Origin of the sequence: Gordonia sp. SID5947, assembly GCF_009862785.1 — a bacterium.
Taxonomy (GTDB): domain Bacteria; phylum Actinomycetota; class Actinomycetes; order Mycobacteriales; family Mycobacteriaceae; genus Gordonia.
On the sequence record NZ_WWHU01000001.1, the window covers coordinates 1,822,729 to 1,845,602 of the forward strand.

General features: G+C 66.6%; 25 protein-coding genes and 1 pseudogene. 14 read left to right on the forward strand and 12 right to left on the reverse strand.

Translation table 11 applies throughout. From position 1 onward, the window contains the following. Positions 1–48: 48 nt before the first annotated feature. Both GTV32_RS08420 and GTV32_RS08425 read right to left on the reverse strand, forming a co-directional pair. Complete coding sequence (locus GTV32_RS08420; protein WP_161059759.1) at positions 49–888, reverse strand: alpha/beta hydrolase; 840 nt, start codon at positions 886–888, stop codon at positions 49–51. A 26-nt stretch (positions 889–914) separates the two neighbouring features. Continuing rightward, complete coding sequence (locus GTV32_RS08425; protein ID WP_161059760.1) at positions 915–1,322, reverse strand: hypothetical protein; 408 nt, start codon at positions 1,320–1,322, stop codon at positions 915–917. Between GTV32_RS08425 and GTV32_RS08430 the strand changes: the two genes are divergently transcribed. From GTV32_RS08430 to GTV32_RS23365, 3 genes are read left to right on the forward strand one after another with little or no spacing between them, the layout of a single operon-like run. Further along, positions 1,321–1,494 carry a hypothetical protein gene (locus GTV32_RS08430; protein ID WP_161059761.1) on the forward strand — a complete coding sequence of 58 codons (174 nt, stop codon included), beginning with the start codon at positions 1,321–1,323 and terminating at the stop codon, positions 1,492–1,494. The two genes, GTV32_RS08425 and GTV32_RS08430, sit on opposite strands and share 2 nt — an antisense overlap. A 42-nt stretch (positions 1,495–1,536) precedes the next feature. Further along, positions 1,537–2,508, forward strand: a complete 972-nt coding sequence (locus GTV32_RS23360) for a pirin family protein (RefSeq protein WP_161059762.1) — start codon at positions 1,537–1,539, stop codon at positions 2,506–2,508. Further along, complete coding sequence (locus GTV32_RS23365; RefSeq protein WP_343287257.1) at positions 2,505–2,963, forward strand: MarR family transcriptional regulator; 459 nt, start codon at positions 2,505–2,507, stop codon at positions 2,961–2,963. The genes GTV32_RS23360 and GTV32_RS23365 overlap by 4 nt, the downstream gene beginning before the upstream one ends. A gap of 2 nt (positions 2,964–2,965) precedes the next feature. Here the strand turns inward: GTV32_RS23365 and GTV32_RS08445 are convergent, their stop codons facing one another. Both GTV32_RS08445 and GTV32_RS08450 read right to left on the reverse strand, forming a co-directional pair. Beyond that, on the reverse strand, positions 2,966–3,895 hold the full coding sequence (locus GTV32_RS08445; RefSeq protein WP_161059763.1) for an LLM class F420-dependent oxidoreductase: 930 nt from the start codon (positions 3,893–3,895) through the stop codon (positions 2,966–2,968). 25 nt (positions 3,896–3,920) lie between these two features. Continuing rightward, positions 3,921–4,892 carry a cation diffusion facilitator family transporter gene (locus GTV32_RS08450; protein WP_237421500.1) on the reverse strand — a complete coding sequence of 324 codons (972 nt, stop codon included), beginning with the start codon at positions 4,890–4,892 and terminating at the stop codon, positions 3,921–3,923. 144 nt (positions 4,893–5,036) lie between these two features. On the opposite strand from GTV32_RS08450, the gene GTV32_RS08455 reads away from it, so the two are divergent. The 5 genes from GTV32_RS08455 to GTV32_RS08475 all read left to right on the forward strand — a co-directional run bounded on the left by GTV32_RS08455 (position 5,037) and on the right by GTV32_RS08475 (position 8,981). Further along, complete coding sequence (locus GTV32_RS08455) at positions 5,037–5,453, forward strand: hypothetical protein (RefSeq protein WP_161059764.1); 417 nt, start codon at positions 5,037–5,039, stop codon at positions 5,451–5,453. Positions 5,454–5,546: 93 nt separating this feature from the next. Beyond that, positions 5,547–6,443, forward strand: coding sequence for an ABC transporter ATP-binding protein (locus GTV32_RS08460; RefSeq protein WP_161059765.1), 897 nt, complete (start codon positions 5,547–5,549; stop codon positions 6,441–6,443). A 20-nt stretch (positions 6,444–6,463) separates the two neighbouring features. After that, positions 6,464–7,225, forward strand: coding sequence for an ABC transporter permease (locus GTV32_RS08465; RefSeq protein ID WP_161059766.1), 762 nt, complete (start codon positions 6,464–6,466; stop codon positions 7,223–7,225). A gap of 38 nt (positions 7,226–7,263) precedes the next feature. Further along, complete coding sequence (locus tag GTV32_RS08470) at positions 7,264–8,370, forward strand: sensor histidine kinase (protein ID WP_161059767.1); 1,107 nt, start codon at positions 7,264–7,266, stop codon at positions 8,368–8,370. Continuing rightward, the gene (locus GTV32_RS08475; protein ID WP_161059768.1) at positions 8,367–8,981 is read left to right on the forward strand and encodes a response regulator transcription factor; all 615 of its coding nucleotides are present in this window, start codon (positions 8,367–8,369) and stop codon (positions 8,979–8,981) included. The genes GTV32_RS08470 and GTV32_RS08475 overlap by 4 nt, the downstream gene beginning before the upstream one ends. A 15-nt stretch (positions 8,982–8,996) precedes the next feature. On the opposite strand, the gene GTV32_RS08480 is transcribed toward GTV32_RS08475, so the two are convergent. Next, positions 8,997–9,497 carry a DUF664 domain-containing protein gene (locus tag GTV32_RS08480; protein WP_161059769.1) on the reverse strand — a complete coding sequence of 167 codons (501 nt, stop codon included), beginning with the start codon at positions 9,495–9,497 and terminating at the stop codon, positions 8,997–8,999. A gap of 115 nt (positions 9,498–9,612) precedes the next feature. On the opposite strand from GTV32_RS08480, the gene GTV32_RS08485 reads away from it, so the two are divergent. Beyond that, positions 9,613–11,061 carry a YibE/F family protein gene (locus tag GTV32_RS08485; RefSeq protein WP_161059770.1) on the forward strand — a complete coding sequence of 483 codons (1,449 nt, stop codon included), beginning with the start codon at positions 9,613–9,615 and terminating at the stop codon, positions 11,059–11,061. A gap of 32 nt (positions 11,062–11,093) precedes the next feature. Here GTV32_RS08485 and GTV32_RS08490 read toward each other — a convergent pair whose 3' ends face one another. Continuing rightward, positions 11,094–11,990: a hypothetical protein gene (locus GTV32_RS08490; protein ID WP_343287258.1), complete on the reverse strand. Its 897-nt coding sequence runs from the start codon at positions 11,988–11,990 to the stop codon at positions 11,094–11,096. 131 nt (positions 11,991–12,121) lie between these two features. Beyond that, the gene (locus GTV32_RS08495; protein WP_161059771.1) at positions 12,122–12,805 is read right to left on the reverse strand and encodes a TetR family transcriptional regulator; all 684 of its coding nucleotides are present in this window, start codon (positions 12,803–12,805) and stop codon (positions 12,122–12,124) included. Between the two features lie 170 nt (positions 12,806–12,975). Here GTV32_RS08495 and GTV32_RS08500 point away from each other — a divergent pair. From GTV32_RS08500 to GTV32_RS08520, 5 genes and pseudogenes are all read left to right on the forward strand, one after another. After that, positions 12,976–14,054 (forward strand): annotated as a pseudogene (locus tag GTV32_RS08500) (FAD-binding oxidoreductase). Between the two features lie 2 nt (positions 14,055–14,056). Further along, positions 14,057–15,274 carry an acyl-CoA desaturase gene (locus GTV32_RS08505; protein ID WP_161059772.1) on the forward strand — a complete coding sequence of 406 codons (1,218 nt, stop codon included), beginning with the start codon at positions 14,057–14,059 and terminating at the stop codon, positions 15,272–15,274. 70 nt (positions 15,275–15,344) lie between these two features. Continuing rightward, positions 15,345–15,722: a hypothetical protein gene (locus GTV32_RS23370; protein WP_237421501.1), complete on the forward strand. Its 378-nt coding sequence runs from the start codon at positions 15,345–15,347 to the stop codon at positions 15,720–15,722. 26 nt (positions 15,723–15,748) lie between these two features. After that, positions 15,749–17,572, forward strand: coding sequence for a DNA helicase RecQ (gene recQ, locus GTV32_RS08515; protein WP_161059773.1), 1,824 nt, complete (start codon positions 15,749–15,751; stop codon positions 17,570–17,572). 67 nt (positions 17,573–17,639) lie between these two features. Continuing rightward, positions 17,640–18,149: a DUF4395 domain-containing protein gene (locus GTV32_RS08520; protein WP_161059774.1), complete on the forward strand. Its 510-nt coding sequence runs from the start codon at positions 17,640–17,642 to the stop codon at positions 18,147–18,149. 189 nt (positions 18,150–18,338) lie between these two features. Here GTV32_RS08520 and GTV32_RS08525 read toward each other — a convergent pair whose 3' ends face one another. The 5 genes from GTV32_RS08525 to GTV32_RS08545 form a co-directional block, all read right to left on the reverse strand. Further along, entirely contained in the window at positions 18,339–19,421 is a 1,083-nt protein-coding gene (locus GTV32_RS08525) for a Ppx/GppA phosphatase family protein (RefSeq protein WP_161059775.1), read from the reverse strand. Continuing rightward, positions 19,418–19,948: a DUF501 domain-containing protein gene (locus tag GTV32_RS08530; RefSeq protein WP_161059776.1), complete on the reverse strand. Its 531-nt coding sequence runs from the start codon at positions 19,946–19,948 to the stop codon at positions 19,418–19,420. The genes GTV32_RS08525 and GTV32_RS08530 overlap by 4 nt, the downstream gene beginning before the upstream one ends. Beyond that, a complete protein-coding gene (locus GTV32_RS23815) occupies positions 19,945–20,493 on the reverse strand; it encodes a septum formation initiator family protein (protein WP_343287259.1) in 549 nt (182 codons plus the stop codon). The genes GTV32_RS08530 and GTV32_RS23815 overlap by 4 nt, the downstream gene beginning before the upstream one ends. A gap of 187 nt (positions 20,494–20,680) precedes the next feature. Further along, positions 20,681–21,964: a phosphopyruvate hydratase gene (gene eno / locus GTV32_RS08540; RefSeq protein WP_161059777.1), complete on the reverse strand. Its 1,284-nt coding sequence runs from the start codon at positions 21,962–21,964 to the stop codon at positions 20,681–20,683. A gap of 117 nt (positions 21,965–22,081) precedes the next feature. Continuing rightward, entirely contained in the window at positions 22,082–22,801 is a 720-nt protein-coding gene (locus GTV32_RS08545) for a lytic murein transglycosylase (RefSeq protein WP_161062415.1), read from the reverse strand. Positions 22,802–22,874 lie beyond the last annotated feature (73 nt).

Below are 22,874 nucleotides of genomic sequence, written 5' to 3' on the forward strand. Positions count from 1 at the left end.
CGACCGCTCACTGAGACCGCCCACGAGGTGGTCCGTGTCGGCCACGAATCAGGTGGTCTCGGGCGTGTGATCGGCCAACCAGCCGACCACGTCCGAGATCACCTGATCGCGTTCGGGCTCGTTGAAGATCTCGTGATACAGGCCGTCGTAGATCGTCAGCGTCTTGTCCTCCGATGCTGCGAGCCGGTCGACCATCTCGCTGCCCGCCGGACTCGTCAGAGCGTCGGCCCCGCCATGCAACACGAGCAGCGGGATGTGCAGTCCGGGCAACCGGCGAGGGAACGACTGCATGGTTGCCAGCATCGCGCTGCCGAGGCGGGCCGGAATCTTGCCGCGAGTCACCAGCGGATCCGTGTCGTAGGTGGCAACCACCTGCGGGTCGCGCGAGATGCTCGCGGAATCCAGTGCCGTGGTGGGCAGGCCCGGCGCGACCCGGCCGAGTAGCGGCGCCAGCCTGACCGCGACCGGCGACAGATCGTCACCCGGGATCACCGCGGCACCCGAGAGCACCAGACCGTCCAATCGGTCCTGGTGGTCGAGCGCGAAGTCCAAAGCGATGCAGCCGCCCATGCTGTGCCCGATCAGAAACGTGGGCAGATCGTCGTCGACGATCTGGTCCAGCACCGTACCCAGATCATCGGTGTAGTCAGAGAACTTCTGCACACGAAGACGTTTGCCGCCCGATCGGCCGTGACCGAGGTGATCGGGCACGGCGACGACGTAGCCCGCGGAGGCAAGCCGCTCGACCACGTGGGCGTAGCGACGGCCGTGTTCGCCGAGCCCGTGCGCAATCACGACCGTCCCCCGCGGGACACGATCGGGCCGGCTGACGTCGTAGGTGATCGTCTCACCGTGTCGGCCTCGGAACGAACGTTCTTCCACTCTCATGTCCACCATTGTGGCTCCGTCACCGTTCAGCGGAGAAGGCCGAGCCGGGCGGCCACACCGCGCCCTGCCGATTCCAGTGCGCCGAGCGGACGCAACGCCGCCTCGCCGATCCCGACCAGGATCTCCACCCGGCTCACCACCCGCTCGAGCCGATCGACCACGTCCCCCATCGTGACGACGGTCGAATCGACCTGATCGAGCGTCCCCGACAGCCGCGACAAGGTGCCGTCGAGGGTGTCGATGGCACCGTCGAGTCCACCGATCGTCTTGTTCATGTCGACGAGCACGTCGCCGAGGTCCGTCAGGATCGCCTCGACCTGGTCGACCGTCACATCCGCGTTGAGCGCAGCTTGTGCGAGCTTCTTGATGCGCTGCCGTTCGGCAGGACGCACGCCGTCGCCGGAGCCGCGATTTCCGGTACCAGTCTCTGCCATGGCCCGATTATTCATGGTCGACCGCCGCGATCGTGTGATCCGATCAAAGTTGTCTCGTGCTGCCGGCCTGGAGTACGGGTTGGCCGACGACGACACGCTCTGCCCCGGCGGCGACCGCCGTCTGACGCCGGGCGCCAAGGCATGGGAATACGACGCGGCCACGCCCCGTTGAGCACCACATAGCTCAAAATTGAGCTACCGAGAGGAGCCCGCCATGCCTGCCATCACCGCCGACACCTTGACCCTGCCGCGGTTGAGCGCTGCCGCGCCCGAGAAGACCGAACGCCCGGTCAAGTCGGTGACCACCGGCCCCCGCGGCTACGAGGGTGAGGGTTTCCCGGTGGTCCGGGCCTTCGCCGGGGTGTCGAGCGCCGACCTCGACCCGTTCGTGCACATGGACCAGATGGGCGAGGTCGACTACGAGCCGGGTGAGCCGAAGGGCACGTCGTGGCACCCGCACCGCGGGTTCGAGACAGTCACCTACATGATCGACGGCCGGTTCCAGCACCAGGATTCGACCGGTGGTGGCGGCCTCATCGAGAACGGTGCGACGCAATGGATGACTGCGGGAGCCGGCATCCTGCACATCGAGACCCCGCCGGCCGAACTCGTGGATTCCGGCGGCCTGTTCCACGGGATCCAGCTGTGGGTGAACTTGCCGGCGGTCGACAAGTTCATAACGCCCAAGTACCAGAACCTCGAGGGCGGCCAGGCCGCCCTGCTGACCACCGAAGATGCAGGCGCCCTGATCCGCATCATCGCCGGAGAGATCGACGGTCACGCCGGGCCGGGTTCGACCCACACTCCGATCACGTTCGCGCACGCCACCGTCACGCCCGGAGCGAGACTGTCGATTCCGTGGCGCCCCGACTTCAACGCGCTGGTATACGTCCTGTCCGGGCGCGGCACCGTCGGCCCCGACGCACGACCGGTGCGGCAGGGACAGCTGGTGGTGTTCGGCAAGGGCGATCGGATCACCGTCAACGCAGACGAAGGCCAGGACTCGAACCGGCCGGCACTCGAACTACTGGTGCTCGGGGGACGACCCATCCGCGAGCCGGTGTTCCAGTACGGCCCGTTCGTGATGAACACCAAGCAGCAACTCGTCGAGGCCATCGAGGACTTCGAGGCCGGACGACTCGGCGTCATCCCACCGGACGCATTGATGCCCCACACCTCCCGGTGAGCCCCCGACCTTCGGCGAGAGACCCTCGGCTCGACGCCTGGCAGGTCTTCATCGAGACCAGCGCTCGCCTTCAGACCGTTCTCGACGACGACCTGAAGGCGAGCGCGGGCATGTCTCTCGCCGACTATCAGGTGTTGATGTTGCTGTACGACGCCCCGCGACGACGCCTCCGAATGCGCGATCTCTCAGAGCATCTGGTGTTCTCGACGTCGCGGCTGTCGTACCAGATCGACACACTCGTACGCCGCGGCTGGCTCAGCCGCGAGCGGGCAGACGAGGACCGACGCGGAAGCTACGCGGTACTCACCGCTCGTGGCGTCGAGGTGTTCCGCGCCGCGGCGCACGACCATGCACGATGCGTCCGAACATTGTTCATCGACGTCCTGTCCGAGACGGACGGCGCCGAGCTACTCGGCATCATGAACCGCCTGTCGCAACACATCGCTCATCGGTGAGATCAGCGCAGTTGTGGCGCAACCTCGTTCGCGACCAACTCCAGGTGATCCAGGTCGCTCAGGTCGAGCGTCTGCAAGTAGATCCGGCTCGCACCCGCTGCGCGGTAGCTCTCGATCTTCTCCACCACTTCGGCGGGCGTTCCCGCGGCACCATTCTCACGGAGCTCACCCACCTCGCGCCCGATGGCCGTCGCCCGCCGTGCCAACTCCTCCTCGGAGCCACCGCAGCACAACACCAACGCCGCCGAATAGGTGATCGAATCGGCTGAGCGGCCGGCGTCCTCGACCGCCGCACCCACCCGCTCGAACTGCGCCCGCGCCTGATCGACCGGCTGAAAAGCCGCGTTGAACTCGTCGCCGAAACGAGCCGCGAGCGCGGGCGTGCGTTTCTTGCCGGCGCCGCCGATGATGATCGGCGGCCGGGGCGACTGCGTCGGCTTCGGCAGTGCGGGCGACTCACTCACCGGGTAGTGCCCGCCGGGATGGTCAAACGTTTCGCCCTCCGGGGTGGTCCACAGTCCGGTGATGATCTCGAGACTCTCCTCCAGCCGGTCGAAGCGCTCGCCGAGCGGCGGGAACGGGATCCCGTACGCGGAATGCTCGGCCTCGTACCAACCGGCACCCAGTCCGAGTTCCACTCGGCCGCCACTCATCTGGTCGACCTGGGCCACCGAGACAGCCAGCGGCCCCGGATAGCGGAAGGTCGCGGAGGTGACCAGCGTGCCGAGGCGGATACGTGAGGTCTCGCGCGCCAGACCGGCGAGAGCGAGCCAGGCGTCCGTGGGGCCGGGACGACCGTCGACGTTCATCGCCAGGTAATGGTCGCTCCGGAAGAAGGCGTCGAAGCCGAGGTCCTCGGTGGCCTTCGCGACGCGCAACAGGTCGTCGTAGGTTGCACCTTGCTGGGGTTCGGTGAAGATTCGCAGTTCCACGCTGCCAACCTACGCCCACACCCGGTCAGGGCCTCAGCGACGGCTCGTCCGCTGTCGAGAGCGTCAGTACCGCCTCGACGATGCTCTCGTGTTCCTCGATCTCACGTTCCACCTTTCGGAGACGGACGGCCAGATCGTGTTCCGCGAGGTCACCGGTCATGTCGACCGCAGCGACGAGGAAGTACTTCATCGGGCCGACGTACTCCACGTGCAGGTAGGTGACCCGGTCGATCTCGGGACGCCGCAGTAACGCGGTCAAGATCTCGGTCCGCGTATCCGGCATCGCCGCCTGTCCGAGCAGGAACTCACCATTCCGCTTTATCAGGAACACCGCTATGAAGCCGAGCAGGATGCCGACGAGAATCGACCCGATCGCGTCCCAGATCGCCTGCCCGGTCACCTCGTGCAAGGCCATACCGGCAGCGGCGATGGCCAAGCCGATCAGAGCCGCCGCATCCTCGAAGAACACGGCACGCAACGTCGTGTTGGACGTGCGGCTGACAAACCGGAGCGGATGTGTCGAGAATCGTTGCCCGCCGGCCGACGCCTGGCGAATCGACTGGACGAACGAAACACATTCCAGCAGTGCAGATACCGCCAGAACCAGGTAGCCGACGAGGTAATTCGCGTCTTCTTCGGGCTCGGTCAGGGCGGAGATCCCGTGCATCACCGAGACCACCGCGCCCACGGTGAACAGTCCGAACGCGGCGAACATCGACCAGATGTAGGTTTCTCTGCCGTAGCCGAACGGATGTCGGCCGTCGCGGCCCCTGGCCCCCCGCCGCTCGGCGACCAGAAGGAAGACCTCGTTGCCCGCATCGGCCCAGGAATGCGCGGATTCGGCGACCATCGAAGCCGAACCGGTGATCGCTGCGGCCACTGTCTTCGCAACGGCGATCAGCACATTCATCGCGAACGCGATCACGACCGTGAGCATGGATTCGCTGGACGATTCGCCCGAGGTGCCGGACGCTGCTTCCGTCGCATCGCTCGCCATGCCCTGATCGTCTCACGCCCCGCGGTGTCGGGTCGCACATCTGACGCACGACCACGCGCTGTCCGGCGTGGTGTCCTCACCCATCCATGCCGGCATCGGCGCCGAATCGCTCCCGTCAGCCAACCGCAACAGAGGAGTCACATCATGCGTTCTGTCACCCGCACCACCCTCGGAGTCCTCATCGCCGGTGCCGGCGCTGCCGGTATCTCGTTGGCCGCCGCACCGGCCGCACATGCCGCGCCGGAGGTGTGTCCGGGTCTGCCCGGGCAGTCATCGACAATGGCGAACTGCCAGGTCGATTCCGGCCCGACCGGACTCACCCTCGCCATCACCGACGGCGGCGGAAAAGCAACCGTTACCGGCGACAACTACGCCGGACCCGCCGCCATCGCCATCGGTAAAGGAGCGACGGTCACCATGTCCGGCGTGCGACCAGGCCTGGCCATCGGCATCGCGGGTCCGGGCGCCACCGTGGTGGTCGACGGGAAGAACGGCCCGACCTGCACCGGCGGCCCTGCATTCGCCGGGGATTTCCAGACGTGGAAGGGCTGCCGCTCGTGAAGTTCTGATCGATCTCCCCCCATGACACATGTCATGACAGATCAGTGACATCTCCGCCAGGAGTGTCATGCCCTCACCGCGCATCGTGGAGGCATGACACCCCTGGCACTTCGAGCCGACCGGCTCACCAAGACCTTCCGCGGCGCCGATCGCACCCGTGTGGCCGCCGTGGATCACCTCGATCTCGCCATCTCCCCGGGTGAGGTCGTCGCCTTCCTCGGGCCCAACGGCGCAGGCAAGACCACGACCCTGGACATGGTGCTGGGTATGACGCGGCCGGATTCCGGCGAGATCGAGGTGTTCGGTTCACCGCCGCAACTGGCCGCGCGCTCCGGACGAATCGCGGCGGTGATGCAGACCGGCGGTCTACAGCCGGACTTCACCGTCGAGGAGACGGTGCGAGTGGTCGCGGCGCTGCACGGTGGTTCCGTCGATCCTGAGTCGGCGATGGCACGCGCCGATCTCGCCCACATCGCAGGCCGCACGGTGTCGAAATGCTCTGGGGGAGAACAGCAGCGACTCAAGTTTGCGTTGGCCCTCCTCCCCGATCCGGATCTGATCGTTCTCGACGAGCCGACCGCGGGGATGGATGTCGAGTCCCGCCGGGCCTTCTGGGCGGCGATGCGTACCGACGCCATGCATGGGCGGACGGTGCTTTTCGCGACCCATTACCTCGAAGAAGCCGACTCATTCGCCGATCGGATCGTGATGATCGCCGGCGGACGTATCGTTGCCGACGGCTCGACCGCCGACATCCGCGCACGCGCAGGCGGCCGGGTGGTCTCCGCAGTTCTCGACGAGCCGGACATCGCCCGGGTCCTCGCATCCGTGCCACATGCCACAGAGGTCGAAAGACGTGGCGGTCGTGTCTATCTCGGCGCCCGGGATTCCGACGAACTGGCCCGCTTCCTCCTGATCCACACCGCGGGCCGAGACGTCGAGATCAGCGCCCACACCCTCGAAGACGCCTTCCTCGAACTCACCGCCTGATCGAACTCACGGAGAACCACATGACCACCACCTTCATCTCACCCACCTACCTCGTCACCGATGTGCGCCGGGTGCTACGCAACCGCCGTGCCATGATCTTCACCGTCGTGGTGCCCGCCATGCTCTATCTGGTCTTCGGTGCGACGCAAGGGGATCGGAACGACTCGGTCGGCCACGGCAACGTGGCGTTCTATGTCCTCGTCGGCATGGCCGTGTACGGCGCCATCCTGGCCGCCGCGACCAACGCCGCTTCGGTCTCCTTCGAGCAACAGAATGGATGGACCCGCACCCTGCGGATGACGCCGCTGCGTCCGCGCGGCTACGTCGCGACGAAAGTCGTCGTCGCGATGACGATGGCGGCACTGCCGCTCGCGGTGCTCGCCGTCGTCGGCGCGCTGACCGGCGCGACGGCATCGGCGAGCGTCTGGGTCGGGTGCCTGGCACTGAGCTGGATCGGGTCGTCGGTGTTCGCCGCACTCGGCCTCACCATCGGCAGCGTGCTCCGATCCGACGGTGCGATGCAGGCACTCGGCGGCGTCCTCGCCCTTCTCGCGTTCGCCGGCAACGTGTTCGTGCCGCTCAAGGGCACCATGCTGACGGTCTCCGAGTTCACCCCGATGTTCGGCGTGGCAACGCTGGCCCGCTATCCGCTCACCGACGGCGTGACCGTCTACGGCGAGACGGTCCCGTTGTCGGTCTGCGTGCTCAACATCGCGGTGTGGGGGACGATCTTCGCCGCGGCCGCCGGATTCTTCTACAGTCGCAGTACGGCCCGGCAGTGACTCCTTTCCGCAGCCGGCGAGACAGGAACGACGAGAAGATGTCCGGAATGCGACGATGGTGGGCGCCGTGGCGCGATGTGCGCTGGGCGTTCGCCGCCGTCTGGCTCATCTTCCTGATCTACCCGTGGGTGGCGGTTGCCACCGGCGACCTCTCGACCGCGCAGAAGGTCTCTGGCTATCTGCTGATCGTCGCCTTCGCGGTGATCTACGTGGTCACGTGCGTGTACTCGCTGATGGCGCGCGAGCACGAGGTCTCGATGCCGTTCACGATCGGGTTGTTCGTCCTCCTGACCGCGATCGGCGCGTGCCTGTTGCCGATCATCGGCGGTGACGCATTCGGCGTCGTCCCGTTCCTGATGGCCGTCGCGGCGTTCACCTTTCCGCCCGTATACGGCGTCACCGCCGTCATCAGCCTGATCGCCGCGGGCGTACTCGTCGGTGAATGGATTCCGGCCTGGGCGGTCGATCCGGGCACGGTCGTGGTGATGGTGGCGGTCGGGATGACTCTCCTCGGCATCCGCGTGCTGCGCGCGCGGGAGATGGAACGCGACGCCGCCGACGAGCGTCAGCGCGAACTCAACAACCAGCTGGCGGTGGTCGCCGAGCGTGAGCGTGTGGCTCGCGACGTCCATGACATCCTCGGCCATTCCCTGACGGTGATCACCCTCAAATCCGAACTCGCCCAACGATTGGTAGATCTCGATCCGGAGCGGGCGAAGAAGGAACTCGGCGAAGTGAACATGCTGTCCAGGCAAGCCCTAGACGAGGTACGAGCCACCGTCGGAAATCTACGTTCCCCAGATCTCGCGAGCACGATCGCCGCCGCCCGTAGCGCGCTCGACGCCGCCGGGATCACGGTGTCGGTCTCGTCCGAGGACCGCTCCAGCACCGCCCACGACACCCTGTTCGCATGGCTGCTGCGGGAGGCGGTGACCAACGTGGTGCGCCACTCATCGGCGACCACGTGCACCATCACTCTGTGGGACAACGAGATCGAGATCCGTGACGACGGGCACGGGATGAACGGATCCGGCTTCGGCAACGGCCTACGCGGTCTGACCGAGCGCGTGGAGGATGCCGGCGGTGCGCTCACCATCGACTCCGCGGCCGCCGGTGGAACCGCCGTTCGGGCGGTGCTGCCATGAGCGATCCGATCCGATTGCTCCTCGCCGACGACCAGGCCCTGGTGCGCGGTGCCCTCGCCGCGCTCCTGGAACTCGAAACCGACCTCGACGTGGTCGCCGAGGTGGGCCGGGGCGACGAAGTCGTGGCGGCGGCGCGGAAACACGGGGCGGACGTCTGTCTGCTCGACATCGAGATGCCGGGGATGGACGGCATCGAGGTTGCCGCCGCTCTGCGGTCCGAGTTGCCCGACACGCGAAGCCTCATCGTCACGACGTTCGGGCGACCAGGGTATCTTCGCCGGGCGATCGACGCGGGCGCATCGGGGTTCGTGGTGAAGGACACTCCGGCGTCCCAGCTCGCCGACGCGGTCCGTCGGGTCCGGCACGGGCTCCGCGTCATCGATCCGATGTTGGCGACCGAAAGCCTCACCAGCGGCGACAATCCCCTCACCCCGCGGGAGACCGAGGTGTTACGTGCGGCGTTGTCGGGAGCAACCGTGGCCACCATCGCCGCGCGGGTCCACCTGTCCGCCGGCACCGTGCGCAATCACCTCTCCTCGGCCATCGGCAAGACCGGCACGAGCACGCGTGCCGAGGCGGCGATGGTCGCGCGCGACCGTGGCTGGATCTGACTCTCGAGACGGAGGTCAGCTCACTAGACCGCGGACATACGCCGCCTGGCCGACGTGCTGGGCGTCGTCGTCGACGATGCTGATCAGCCGAATCCCGAGAGTCACCGGCGGGTCCCAGTTCTCGTCGATGACCCGGTCGAGGTCGTCGTCGGTGAGGCCGCCGAGGTACCCGACCGTGACGTCGTGCGTCGCGTCGTAGTAGTCCCGCAGCAAACCCGGTTCGGCCACCACCTGCCCCACCTCCTCCGGGGTCTGTCCATAGCCGGAGGCCGACGGCGGGAACGGCAGGTCGAACCGCTCGTGGAAGCCCTGCGACGTCCATACCTGGTCGGTGCCGGCCGCGTCGGCGATCTGCGCGTCCTGCGCGCGGGTCAGGTGCCAGATCAGCCAGGCGATGGTGTTGGCCTCGGGCGTGGGCCGGTGAACCAGTTGCTCTGCGGTGATGCCGTCGAGCACCGCGTGGACGTTGTCGGACACCCGGCCGAGGCCGTCGATCAGTACGTCGGTTGGTCGCATGTCTCCACTTCTACTCCGGTCGATGAGACCGTGGGGCCGTCAGACGTGTTTCGACGGCCTCGATGACTGCCATCGGGGAATGGGCACGTCACGGGAAACCGCATAAGGTGTCGGCGTGAGTCATCCCGGACACGGCCACGGACATTCCCACAATCTCTCGGAAGTCCCCGCCGTCCTCTCGCCCATCGCCCGCTGGATCGTGATCGTCAGCCTCGCCGTCATCGGTGTCGGTGTGGTCGCGGGTGCGGTGGTGTTGTGGCCGTCGGACGGCGAACACGCGATCCCGATGCAATTCCGTTCTGCGGATGGCGGATCCATCCGCGCCGTCGACGGTCAGGTGGTGGCCCAGGTTCGTGCGGACTGCCTGAATCCGCTGGCCGGTACCGCACAAGACGATGCCGAGTTCCAGATCGAGGGGATCACCGACCTCGGCCCGTGCATCCAGAGCACGGTGCGGATCGACAGCGGGGACGACGAGGGCCGTTACACGCTGCTCGAAGTCCCCACCAACAGAGCACAGTCGGGCACCGAACCGGGCGCGGTGACCCAGTCGCGCGGATCGCCGGATCAGCCGCAAGCCGGCCAACCGACTCTGAGTACCGGCGACAAGCTCCGCCTCAGTGTGATCCCCGGCCCGGACGGCACCCCGCGCTACACGTTCTTCGATTTCAACCGCACTGTGCCCACCCTCATCTGGGCACTCCTGTTCGTCGCGGCGATCGTCCTCGTGGCAGCATGGCGCGGATTCCGGTCGATCATCGGACTGGCGTTCGCCTTCCTGGTCCTCGGCGTGTTCACGCTGCCCGCGATCCTGGACGGTGAATCCCCGGTCGCGGTGGCCGTGGTCTCCTCTGCAGCCATCCTGTTCGTGGTGCTCTACCTGGCGCACGGTGTGAGTTTGCGGACGAGTTCGGCGCTGCTCGGCACACTGATGTCCCTGATGCTGGCGGGGATACTGAGCTGGCTGGCGATCGACACCATGCACCTGACCGGGCTGTCGGGCGACCAGACCACCAATCTCCAGGTGTACCAAGGCAGTATCTCGATCAGCGGCCTGCTCTTGGCGGGCTTCATCATCGGCACCCTGGGTGTTCTCAACGACGTCACCATCACACAGGCATCTGCGGCATTCGAGCTCGCGGCCGCGGGTGAGTCCACCCGGCTCGGCACCTTCCGCGCCGCGATGCGGGTGGGCCGGGACCACATCGCCAGCACCGTCTACACACTGGTGTTCGCATACGCGGGCAGCGCCCTGCCGCTACTTCTGCTGTTCTCGGTCGCCCAGCAACCGTTCGGCTCGCTGATCACCACGGACGCGGTGGCCGTCGAACTCGCACGGTCCTTCGTCGGCGGCATCGCCATCGCCTTGTCGGTGCCGTTGACGACCGTCATCGCGGCCGCATTGGCCCGTCCGGCCGGACGCACACAAGCAGAAGCCCCGGCAGCCGAGCCGGATCCGCGTCGACGCCGCGCCCGCGACCAGGGTGCCAAGCAGATCGAGCCGGTGGAGCGACCGTCCTCGGTCATCTCGACCGGTCGGCACGCAAAGGTCGAGGACGACTGATCATCGCGACTGCCGAATGGTCGTCGTGACGATCAACAGCGTCCGGCGGGCAGTGTCGCGAGATTGCGGTCGATCCAGTCGCCCACCCGGTTGAGCATCGCGACGCCGCTGGAGAACGATCCGCCGCGAGGCACTGCGGCCATCGACACGGCGATCTGTCCGCGCGTGGTGCTGATGATCCCGAGCTGACGAACCAGATAGCCGGCCGAAGCAGACGTCGCGGGGCCCCAACCACCCTTGACCGCCGTCACGGCGCCTTGCTTGCGGCCGATCTTCGCGACTCCCCACTGTTGATTCGCCGCGACGGAACTCATGAGGCGGATCACGTGCTCACTCTCGGCGAGACACGGCAGATGCGCAGCGAACTGTGCTTGATCGGCGAGCGCCCACGGCGTGTATCCCGGATACGACGGCGGATCGTCGGCCTCCGAGGTCACCGCAGTTCTCAGGTCGTGCCCCTCGCGCAGAACCTGGGTGACGGCCTCGACCGAGCTGCGCCCACCACCGAGCGAGCCCCAGAGATCGCCTGCCGCGTCGTTGTCGGAGAATTTGATCGCCTTGTCCTCCTTCACCGCGACGGCAGCGCCGTTCTTGCGCTGGGCCGCCAGCGAAACCGGTACCTTGAGAGTCGACCAGGCGCGTCCCGACTTGAGATCGCCCAAGACGATCGACTGATCGGTGCCGACGGGGGCAAGGGCCAGGCCCAGAGAGCCCGGCAGCGACCTGCGCATCGACTTCTGCAGCGCGGCGAAGCTCTTGGCCAGCTTTTTCTCCACCGGCACCGGCGGCTCCAGGAGACGCGCGATCTGCGGCGGCAGCGGCGGTAGCTGCGGCGGCCACCACGACGGCGAGGCCGCCGCGGCCCCTGCCGTGCCGAAGACGACGGAGCACACCACAGCCACCGAGGTGAGACCGACAACCAACTTCACACGAGTCACTTCTATCTCCTGAGTCACATCTGTAACAGCAGGATAAGGGCGGATTCCGCGCACTACCAGCCATGATGCGAATTCGTAGCCTGCGGGCGACATCGCCGACGCCGGTCAGGAGTGGGATGCGACTACTCCGAACGCGGTCGCCAGCGCCCCATGCCGAGGAACACCATGACGAGTTGCCGCTCGGTCCGCTCAACGAGCTCGCGCTCGGATCCGCGACCCCGATGTCCGTTGTCGAGCAGGTCGGCGACGGCCGTCAGCATGATCGTCACGATGAGCTCGGCCGCGATCTCCAGGTCATCGGGGAGCCACTTGGCCAGGTCAGGCAGCCGCGAGAGGTCGATCGCCAGCTCCTTCGAGAACAAGCGGAGCTCTGTGTCGATCGCCCGCCTGATCTCGGCGATACCGCCGTGCTGCTCCCGCACGAGGAAACGGAATTGCGCCTCGTTCTCGTGAACATGCCGCAGGAGAATCGCGAGCGAATTCTGCGCTGTCGGCAACGCCTGACGTGCCGCGAGGTCACGACGCCCCTCGCGGAGCGTGCGACGGAGAACACGCATCGAGTCCTCGACGAGAGAGACCCCGAGGTCCTCCATCGAGGCGTAGTGCCGATAGAAGGCCGTCGGCACGATTCCGGCCCCGCGCGCCACCTCACGAAGGCTGATGCTGGCGAAGCTTCGATCCGCCACCAATTCCATCGTGGCGTCCAGGAGTGCTTGTCGAGTGCGGTTCTTGCGTTCGGCCCGGGTCTCCGACTCGCCCGCATCGCGCGACGAGCGCGGGCGGGTCGAATGCCGGGTCCTGGTCACGCTCCGAGTCTAGGTGGCGGGCGGCGCAGCAGGGTTATCGCCCGCCGTCGCCCGCCGGCGCGTGGTGGCCATCACACCAGATATCGCTTGACGACGCACCCCCGAGACATGCCACACTTTCTTGTGTACAGATGTTCACTGAAACGAGCACCCACGAACGGAGCCAGCCCATGAGCATCCGCATCCCCTCGCTTGTCGGCCCCATCGTCGAGGCCGCCCTCTCCCCTCACCCGGTCGACCGCTATCTCGAGTTGTTCGACCCCATGCTCACCTGGCGCGACATCCGCGGCAAGGTGGTCGCCGTCCATCAGCCGACGGATCGGACCGTTCGACTCGTCCTGCGTCCGACCCGGCAGTGGAAAGGCCACCAAGCCGGACAGTATGTGCAGCTCAGCACAGTTATCGACGGTGTTCGCCATGTTCGTTGTTTCTCGCCGGCCAACACCGCGGACAACTCGACGGGCGACATCGAACTGACGATCACCGCACACGACGACGGATTCGTGTCCAAGTACCTGCGCGACCACGCCCATGTCGGGATGGTCGTCGGACTGAGCCAGCCGGCAGGCGAGTTCACCCTCCCCACGCCGAGGCCCCGATCGGCCGTCTTCATCAGCGGCGGCAGTGGAATTACACCTGTACTCTCGATGGTGCGTACGCTCGTATCCGAGAACCACCCCGGACCGATCACCTTCCTGCATTACTCGCGCAGTCCTGCAGACGTGGCCTACCGGGCGGAACTCACCGCGCTCGCGGCCGCGAATCCCACCATCGACCTACGGTTGCACTACACCCGCGGTGATGGTGCCGGACACTTCACCGGCGACCATCTCGCGGACATCGCCGGCATCGACGACGCGCACCTGTTCGTCTGCGGCCCCCGGCGCTGATGGACGCGGTCAACGACCACTACGACACGACCGGGATGACCCAGCCCCTGCACAGCGAGGCATTCGTCCTCGCATCGCCGATCGCGGTCGACCCGGACGCTCCCGTCGACGGCGAGCTCACCTTCCTGAACTCCGGGAGATCCGCGACCAACGACGGCCGCACCATCCTCGACCAGGCGGAATCCGCCGGGCTCAGCCCGGAATCCGGCTGCCGGATGGGGATCTGCTTTTCCTGCACCGCCATCAAGAAATCCGGTTGCACACGCAACGTGTTGACCGGCGAAACCGACATCGAAGCCGACAAGCGGATCCAACTCTGCATCAACGCACCTGTCGGCGACGTGGAAATCGAGGTATAGCCATGACGAGCACCGAGATCGCACCCACCACAGAACCGCTCACGGGAGTCGTCGTCGAGCATCACCCGGCCGAACACGATCGGCCGGTCGCCGACGAGAACCCGAACCACATCACACTCAGCTACGAGCAGGTCGAGGCACTCGGCCGTGACCTCGACGAGCTGAAAGCTCGCATCGTCGCCGACCTCGGCGAGAAGGACCGCGAGTACCTGTACTCGATCATCCGGGCTCAGCGGGGCTTCGAGATCGCCGGTCGCGGTCTCATGTACCTCGGCTTCTTCCCACCGGCGTGGGTCGCGGCCGTCGGCGCCCTCTCCGTGTCGAAGATCCTCGACAACATGGAGATCGGCCACAACGTGATGCACGGTCAGTACGACTGGATGCGTGAGGACACGTACAACTCCCGCGAATTCGAATGGGACACCGTCTGCCCCGCCGATCAGTGGCGGCACAGCCACAACTACATGCACCACACCTTCACCAACATCGTCGGCGAGGACCGCGACATCGGTTACGGCATCCTGCGGATGGACCGCGACCAGAAGTGGAATCCCTACTACCTCGGCAATCTCGGCTACGCGACCGCACTGATGCTGCTGTTCGAGTGGGGCGTCATGCTCCACGACCTCGAGGTCGAGAACATCGTGGCGGGCAAGCGCAAGTGGTACGACGTCAAGGGTCTCGTGAAAGGCATGTGGCGCAAGGCCGGTCGCCAGGTCCTGAAGGACTACGTGGTGTTCCCGGCACTGACCGGACCGTTGTTCGTCTCCACGTTGCTCGGCAACGCCTCGGCCAACCTGGTCCGCAACATCTGGACGTACTCGATCATCTTCTGCGGCCACTTCCCCAGCGGCGCACAGACCTTCACCCCGGAGGAATGCGCGAACGAAACACGCGGCCAGTGGTATCTGCGACAGATGCTCGGCTCGGCCAACATCACCGGCAGCCCGCTCTTCCACATCATGAGCGGCAACCTGTCACACCAGATCGAGCATCACCTGTTCCCCGACATCCCGGCGAGTCGCTATCCCGAGATCTCCGGTGAGGTCCGCGAGATCTGCGAACGCTACGGGCTGCCCTACAACACCGGCTCACTGAGCCACCAGTTGCTCTCGACGTGGAAGAAGATCGCCAAGTTGTCGCTGCCGAACTTCATGACCCGCGACGACAACGACCTGGTGGTCACGGTGGAACGTGAGAACCCCGCGTCGGCGGCCTGAGGACGATGGGTGTGCGCAGGGGTAGTCTCTGTGCACATCCACCCGACCGTCAGCTCGAGGGGGTTTCATCATGGTCGACCGCATCGAACGAAACAAGGACCTGGTCCAGGAACTGGTCGAATCGACGGCCAATCACGTGGGCCGGATAGCCACCATCATCACCGGCGCGGTGGCCGGCGTCGCGAGGGAGATCGGCGACCTCGTCACCGACGGCTTCGAGATGCGCGACGCGGCACGTAAGGCCCGGCAAGACGAGGAGCGGGGCGTGCTCGACGCCGGTGACGACGCACGACTCGAGGATGGCGAAGCCGGGGACGACGGTGACGACATCGGCGACCCGGTCGACCTCGGTGAACTGCCGGGGTCCGAGCAAGCGGCTCTACCCAGCGCGTCCGAGGTACCGGAGGAGCCGGTGGACGTGGGCGAGCTGCCGGGCGAACAACCCTGACACACGACGCCAGTAACCTTGTGCCCATGTCGGACATGTGGCACGTGCTGGAATCCACTTTCGGATACGAGTCGTTCCGCGGCGATCAGGAAGACATCGTCGGACATGTGGTCGCCGGTGGCGACGCCGTGGTCTTGATGCCCACCGGTGGCGGCAAGAGCCTCTGCTACCAGGTGCCGGCCCTCGTCCGCGAAGGTTGCGGCATCGTGGTCTCGCCGCTCATCGCGCTCATGGCCGACCAGGTGGCCGCACTCCGCGAACTCGGTGTGCGCGCGGCATTTCTGAACTCCACCCAGACGCCCGACGAGCGTGCCGAGGTGGAGGCCGCGTTTCGTTCCGGCGAGCTCGACCTCCTGTACGTCGCACCGGAACGACTCAACACCGCAGGGGCACGAAACCTGCTGCAACAGGGCAAGATCGCGCTCTTCGCCATCGACGAGGCGCACTGTGTGTCGCAGTGGGGTCACGACTTCCGGCCGGACTATCTTTCGCTCGGCGACCTGGCGCAGCTCTGGCCTGAGGTCCCGCGGATCGCGCTCACCGCGACGGCGACCGCGCGGACACACGCCGAGATCACCGAGCGACTCCATCTGGCAGACGCCCGCCATTTCGTCGCGGACTTCGACCGGCCCAACATCACCTACCGCATCGTCGGGAAGTCCGAACCGCGTAAACAGCTCCTGGAGTTCATCCGCACCGAGGGAGTGGTCGACGGGGCACCGGCCACCGGCATCGTCTACGCCCTGAGTCGGGCGTCGGTCGAGAAGACCGCCGCGTTCCTCGCGGCCAACGGCGTCGACGCGATGCCGTATCACGCGGGTCTCGACCGGACCGTTCGTCACCGGACGCTCGAGAGGTTTCTGCGGGCCGACGGCGTGGTGGTGGTCGCGACGATCGCGTTCGGCATGGGCATCGACAAACCCGACGTCCGTTTCGTCGCGCACATCGATCTGCCGAAGAGTGTCGAAGGCTACTACCAGGAGACCGGGCGCGCAGGCCGCGACGGTCTGCCGTCGGTGGCATGGATGACCTACGGCCTCGCCGATGTCATGCAGCAACGCCGGCTCATCGATCAGTCCGACGGTGACGCGAATCACCGTCGAGTCCAACAGCAGCACCTCGATGCGATGCTGGCGCTGTGCGAGACCGTTGACTGCCGCCGCGGGCAACTCCTGCGGTACTTCGGCCAAGACGCCACGCAGCCGTGCGGAAACTGCGACACCTGTCTGAACCCGCCTGACACCTCCGATGGGACGGTCCCCGCACAGAAGCTCCTGTCCACCATCGTCCGGTTGCAGCGAGAGTTCCGGCAGTCATTCGGCGCCGGGCACCTCGTCGACATCCTGCGTGGCGCGGACACTGCCCGCATCCGGGAGTTCGGCCACGACCGTCTCACCACCTACGGGATCGGTACCGAACTCGATCCGGCGGGCTGGCGCAGCGCCATCCGACAGCTGGTGGCCACCGGAATCATTGCGCCGCAGGGTGATTACGGTGTTCTGACACTCACCGAGAAGAGCGGCGCGGTGCTGCGTGGTGAGGTCGCGGTGATGTTGCGGAACGATCCGGTGCGCGCGGTCGCCCGGAGCCGATCTGCTAGGCGGACCGACGACCTGCCCGAAGCCGACCGTGGACTGTTCGAACACCTACGCGCCTGGCGCAAGAGCGAGGCATCGAGTCGCGGCGTGCCACCGTATGTCGTGTTCAACGACGCCACCCTTCGAGAACTGGCGGCCCGACGTCCCGAAACCCCGGAGCAGCTACGCAGCGTGTCGGGTGTCGGCGACGCGAAACTCGAGCAGTACGGCGACGACGTCCTGGCGACCATCGCCACCTTCGAACCCGCGTGAACGGAACAATTGCCCGGCGGGTGTGGTTCCACCTAGTCTGAGCCGTCGTTGTCTCCAGGAGGTTCGCATGTCCCGTTCGCTGCCCTCGGCCCTGACCTTCCCCAACCCGGTCAACGAGTACGCGGCACGCTCGACCGCCGGGCTCGTCGTGGTGCTCGCGGCGGTCGCGCTCCTGGTCGACAGCCCGATCGTGTACGCGATCCTGACACTCGGATTCCTGCTGCGGGTGATGGCCGGGCCTCGGTTCTCGCCGTTCGGACAGCTTTCGGTCCGCGTGATCGTGCCCAAGATCTGGCGTAAGACAAAGCTCGTCCCTGGACCTCCGAAACGTTTCGCCCAGACGATCGGGCTGATCTTCAGCGGCGCAGCCCTCGTACTGTCGCTGCTGGGCGCGGGCGCCGCGGCGCAGATCGTGGTGGCCCTACTCATCGTCGCGGCCGGCCTCGAGTCGGTGTTCGGCCTGTGCCTGGGGTGCGTCGCGTTCGGCTTCCTTCAGCGTCGCGGCATCATCCCCGAAACCGTGTGCGAGGCCTGCAACAACCTCTCGTTGCGGAGTCCCGCAGCTTCGGTTCGCTGACGAGCGGCCCGCAAACACCACCCGCCCACTCAGAGCCGAGCCTGCGAGCATCACCACCCCGCTCCCTGAGGAGCGAGCCTGCGAGCGTCTCGAAGGGCCCTTCGAGACAGCCTCCGCAAGCTCCGGCTTCCTCAGGGACCGGATGGGACAACAACATCGGCTTGCTCACCAGATGGCCGATCCGGGCGGTCAGTCCAGCAGGCCCAACGCGATGCCGTCGAGGATGTCGTGCTCACTCACCACGAGTTCGGTGATCCCGGCTCGCTCTCGCAAGACCCTGGCGAGTTCCTTGGTCACCAGAGCGCCACCGCCGATCACGTCGACACGGCCCGGATGCATGGGGCCGAGCGCGGCACGCTCGGCACGGGTCATGCCGACCAATCGCCTGCACACCGCGTCGAGCTCGTGGAGCGAGATCCGCGACAGATGGATGACCTCCGGGTCGTATTCGGTCAATCCCGCACCGACCGCCGACAACGTGGTCATCGTGCCGGCCACCCCGACCCAGGTAGAGGCATCGCCCACTGGTACAGCGGCAAAGGCCGCATCGAGTCGGTCGCGGGTGAATTCACGCGCCGCGGCAACTTCGTCGTCGGTCGGCGGATCCGACGGCAGACACCGTTCGGTCAGCCGAACGCATCCAATATCGGCGGAGTACGCGGCAGACACGCCGTCCGCGTCACCGACCACCACCTCGGTCGACCCGCCACCGAGATCGGTGACCACGAAAGGACCACTGGCAGCATCGAGTTCGCCGACCGCACCGCGAAACGACAGACGCGCCTCCTCGTCACCGGTGATCACCTCGGCACGTGCGCCAGGCACGACCCGACCGAGGATCTCCGAGGTCATCGCGAAGAAGTCGTCGCGATTGGCTGCATCGCGCGTCGCCGACGTCGCTACCATCCGAACACGATCCACACCGGCCGCCACCATGATGTCGGCGTAATCCGACAACGCCTTTCGCGTGCGTTCGATGGCCGCCGGCGCGAACTCGCCGTTGGCGTCGACGCCCTCGCCGAGCCGGACGACGCGCATCTCGCGGTGGATGTCGACGAGGGGGCCGGGCGGGTGATCTCGATACGCCTCCTCGCCGCGCTCGTCGGCTACTCGATCAGCGGAGGACGCGACTCCTCGGTCGGCGGAGGGGACGCCTACTCGATCAGCGGAGGACGCGACTCCTCGGTCGGCGGAGGGGACTACGGCGTCAGCCCGTGCGACCAGCAGACGTATCGAGTTGGTTCCGCAATCCACGGCCCCCACGACGGTCACTGCTGCTCATCCTCCGTGGTGTGGTGGTACGAGGAGCGAGGCCAGTCCATCGGTATCGCCGCACCCCGCAAGGGCCCTTCGGCGGCGAGCGCGACCGCCTCGTCGCCGAGCGGATTCACGCCGGGCCCCTTCGCCAGCGAATGGGCGATCAGGACGTGCAGGCATTTCACACGATCTGGCATGCCACCGCCGGTGAAATCGGTGCCCAGCGACTCGATCTCGTCACGCTCGGCGAGATACGACTCGTGGGCACGACGATAGGCTGCCGCCAGTTCCCGGTCGGTGCCCAGTCGTGCGGTCATCTCCTTCATCACCCCGGCCGACTCCTGGCGGCTCGCCTCGGCGGTCAGCCGCGGATCGGTCAGATAATAGAGCGTCGGGAACGGTGTGCCATCAGGCAGACGGGGCGTCGTCTTGATCACCGCGGGTGCGCCGTCAGGCGTGCGGTAGCTGACCTCGATGACGCCACGCGGCTCCCGTCCGAGTTGCGCCGCGATCGTGGCCAGGTCCGATTCGGAGACGCTCACTTGGCGTTCGGAGGGGTCGACACAGATTCCCAGAGATTCCCGTACCACGGATTTCGTGCGCGCTCCTGCGCCTGCTTCTGCGCAGCGATCCGCGCATCATCATCGGGGAACATCATCACCAGCGCCTTCTCCCCCGGTCGGACGAACTGAAGTCGCTCGCGCGCCTTCGCCTCGATGTAGGCCGGGTCGCCCTGCTCATTCACCTTCTGCTGATAGTCCGTGACCTCGGACCGAAGACGGTCGTTGCTCGCCCGCAGTTGGTCGAACTCCGCACGCTGCGAGAAATAGGTACGAACCGGCATCGCGAGCGTCAGCGCGACCACACTGATGACCAGTGCGAGGATGATCGCCCGCTTGGCATCCAGGCCTTCCCAACGGGCGGTCAGCGATGCGCGATCGAAGCGCGGGCGCCCCCGAGCGGGCGCCGCCGAGCGCCGTCCGCGCGAAAGGACGCGACCACCGACGTGAGAGTCCGCCGCGGTCACATCCTGTCCCGCCGAATCGAGATCGTCGGTGTGAATTTCCTGTTCGCCGGTCTCGGTCACCGAGCCCCTGGACGGACGGGTGGGCCCGGGGGTGGCCCCCGGCGACCGGGGACGAGCATGACCGCGCGCGGCGACGCCACGTCGATCTGCCCGAGCCCGATGACGCCGCCCGTTCGGCGTCCCACGCGTCCACTGGGCCCGCTCGCTCGGCTCCCGGCGCCCGCCTGATGTCATGGGTTCAAGCTAATCACGAACCGAACGAGAATCGCGGGAAGGCGAGGTCCCCCGCGTACCGTGCCGCGTCGCCGAGACCTTCTTCGATCCGCAGGAGCTGGTTGTACTTCGCGACACGCTCGCTGCGGGCCGGCGCGCCGGTCTTGATCTGTCCGCAGCTGCATGCCACGGCCAGATCGGCGATGGTGGTGTCCTCGGTCTCCCCTGAGCGGTGACTCATCATCGTCTTGTAGCTGTTGTTGTGGGCAAGTGCCACGGCGTCGAGCGTCTCGGTGAGGGAGCCGATCTGGTTCACCTTGACCAGGAGTGCGTTGGCGACACCCTCCGAGATGCCACGCTCGAGGCGTTCGGGGTTGGTGACGAACAGGTCGTCGCCCACGAGCTGCACCTTGTCGCCGATGGCCTCGGTCAGGGCCGCCCAACCCGCCCAGTCGTCCTCGGCGAGCCCGTCCTCGATCGACACGATCGGGAAGTCGGTGACGAGCTTCTCGAAGAAGGCGATCATGTCGCTCGACGAGCGGTCCTTGCCTTCGAGCTTGTAGACATCGTTGGAGTAGAACTCGGTCGCAGCGGCATCGAGTGCGACGACGACGTCCTGTCCGAACGTGTAGCCGGCCTTCTCGACTGCCTCGCCGATGGCGGCGAGCGCGGCCTCGGTGTTCGGCAGGTCCGGCGCGAATCCGCCCTCGTCGCCGAGCGCTGTGTTCATCCCCTGCTTGTTCAGGACCGACTTCAGCGCGTGATACACCTCGGCGCCACAGCGGAAGGCTTCCTTGAACGTGGGGGCGCCGACCGGCGCGATCATGAACTCCTGGAAGTCGATTCCGTTGTCGGCGTGCTCGCCTCCGTTGATGATGTTCATCATCGGGACGGGCAGGATGTGGGCATTCGGTCCGCCGAGGTAACGGAACAGCGGCAGACCGGCCGACTCGGCGGCGCCCTTGGCGACGGCGAGTGACACGCCGAGGATGGCGTTGGCACCGAGACGCCCCTTGTCCGGGGTGCCGTCGCAGTCAAGCAGCGCCTGGTCGACAAGGCGCTGGTCCTCTGCCTCCAGACCGATCACGGCCGGTGCCAGCTCACCGAGAACACCTTCGACCGCCTTGGTCACCCCCTTGCCGCCGTAACGCTCACCGCCGTCGCGCAATTCGACGGCCTCGTGCTCACCGGTCGATGCACCAGAGGGGACCGCCGCGCGGGTGAAGGTGCCGTCGTCGAGAACCACTTCGACCTCGACGGTCGGATTGCCCCGCGAATCGAGAATCTCGCGTGCACCGACCTGCTCGATCATTGCCACAGCTGTGCCCCTTTATGGTCGACGGGGTCGACGCCACTTCAACGCCGACGGGTACGGCACAAAGCCTAATCGTTGCCCGCTGGGCGCACGTGACAAGGGATGGACCCGGCCACAGCCTCAGTATCGGACGTTCACCGAGTAGGCATTGGCTCGGTCACGCACGTCGAGGACGTACTTCATCGAGTTGTTGTAGACCTTCACCGCGTCCTCCCAGCCCTCCGCGGTGGTCATGTCGCCCCCAGAGGAGACGCAGAGATAGCGAGCCGCCGACAGCGCGGCGTCGTCGATGTTGTCGGGATCGGCCCTGCCGTCACCGTTGGCATCCACCCCGTAGCGCTTCCATGTCTCCGGGATGAACTGGAACGGGCCCATCGCGCGGTCGTGTGTGGAGTCGCCGTCGAGCTTCCCGCCATCGGTGTCGTGGATCTGCATGTTTCCCCTGGTGCCGTCGAGGGCCACGCCACGGATCGGCGGCGCAGTATCGCCGTTGGCCGCGATGTCGGTGCCGTGGTGGGTACCGTGCTTGCTCTCCACCGCCGCGACCCCGGCAAGCGTTGTCCACGCGAGTCCGCATTCCGGGTGTTGCTGACGCTGGATCTCGGCAGCGTTGCCGTATGCCTCGAGCGCGATCAGCGGGATGCCGGTCGAGTCGGAAATGGGCCCGGCCCAGCCACGGAGGAGTTCGGCGGTGCGCCCTGGCGCGTTGACGTCGATGTACGGGGTCGGCACTCCTGGCCCGGGCGGAATGCCGTCGGGGATGTCGGGACGGTTCACGGAGGGAAGGTCGAGACATGCCGAGGCGACGAGCGCGGTCGCGCCGATCATCAGCGGAGCCATGACCAGCCGGTGACCCGCCCCGCGCCGCACGATCTTGCGCCCCCTCACGGCATCTCCTTCTGAGTCATTTGTC

Coding starts and splice junctions, on each gene's coding strand:
- GTV32_RS23360 (WP_161059762.1), top strand. CDS start 1,537: ATGCCTGCCATCACCGCCGACACCTTGACCCTGCCGCGGTTGAGCGCT.
- GTV32_RS08545 (WP_161062415.1), bottom strand. CDS start 22,801: ATGGCTCCGCTGATGATCGGCGCGACCGCGCTCGTCGCCTCGGCATGT.
- GTV32_RS08425 (WP_161059760.1), bottom strand. CDS start 1,322: ATGGCAGAGACTGGTACCGGAAATCGCGGCTCCGGCGACGGCGTGCGT.
- GTV32_RS08455 (WP_161059764.1), top strand. CDS start 5,037: ATGCGTTCTGTCACCCGCACCACCCTCGGAGTCCTCATCGCCGGTGCC.
- GTV32_RS23370 (WP_237421501.1), top strand. CDS start 15,345: ATGGTCGACCGCATCGAACGAAACAAGGACCTGGTCCAGGAACTGGTC.
- GTV32_RS08480 (WP_161059769.1), bottom strand. CDS start 9,497: ATGCGACCAACCGACGTACTGATCGACGGCCTCGGCCGGGTGTCCGAC.
- GTV32_RS08505 (WP_161059772.1), top strand. CDS start 14,057: ATGACGAGCACCGAGATCGCACCCACCACAGAACCGCTCACGGGAGTC.
- GTV32_RS08520 (WP_161059774.1), top strand. CDS start 17,640: ATGTCCCGTTCGCTGCCCTCGGCCCTGACCTTCCCCAACCCGGTCAAC.
- GTV32_RS08465 (WP_161059766.1), top strand. CDS start 6,464: ATGACCACCACCTTCATCTCACCCACCTACCTCGTCACCGATGTGCGC.
- GTV32_RS08470 (WP_161059767.1), top strand. CDS start 7,264: ATGTCCGGAATGCGACGATGGTGGGCGCCGTGGCGCGATGTGCGCTGG.
- GTV32_RS08420 (WP_161059759.1), bottom strand. CDS start 888: ATGAGAGTGGAAGAACGTTCGTTCCGAGGCCGACACGGTGAGACGATC.
- GTV32_RS08460 (WP_161059765.1), top strand. CDS start 5,547: ATGACACCCCTGGCACTTCGAGCCGACCGGCTCACCAAGACCTTCCGC.
- GTV32_RS08450 (WP_237421500.1), bottom strand. CDS start 4,892: ATGGCGAGCGATGCGACGGAAGCAGCGTCCGGCACCTCGGGCGAATCG.
- GTV32_RS08475 (WP_161059768.1), top strand. CDS start 8,367: ATGAGCGATCCGATCCGATTGCTCCTCGCCGACGACCAGGCCCTGGTG.
- recQ (WP_161059773.1), top strand. CDS start 15,749: ATGTCGGACATGTGGCACGTGCTGGAATCCACTTTCGGATACGAGTCG.
- GTV32_RS08430 (WP_161059761.1), top strand. CDS start 1,321: ATGGCCCGATTATTCATGGTCGACCGCCGCGATCGTGTGATCCGATCA.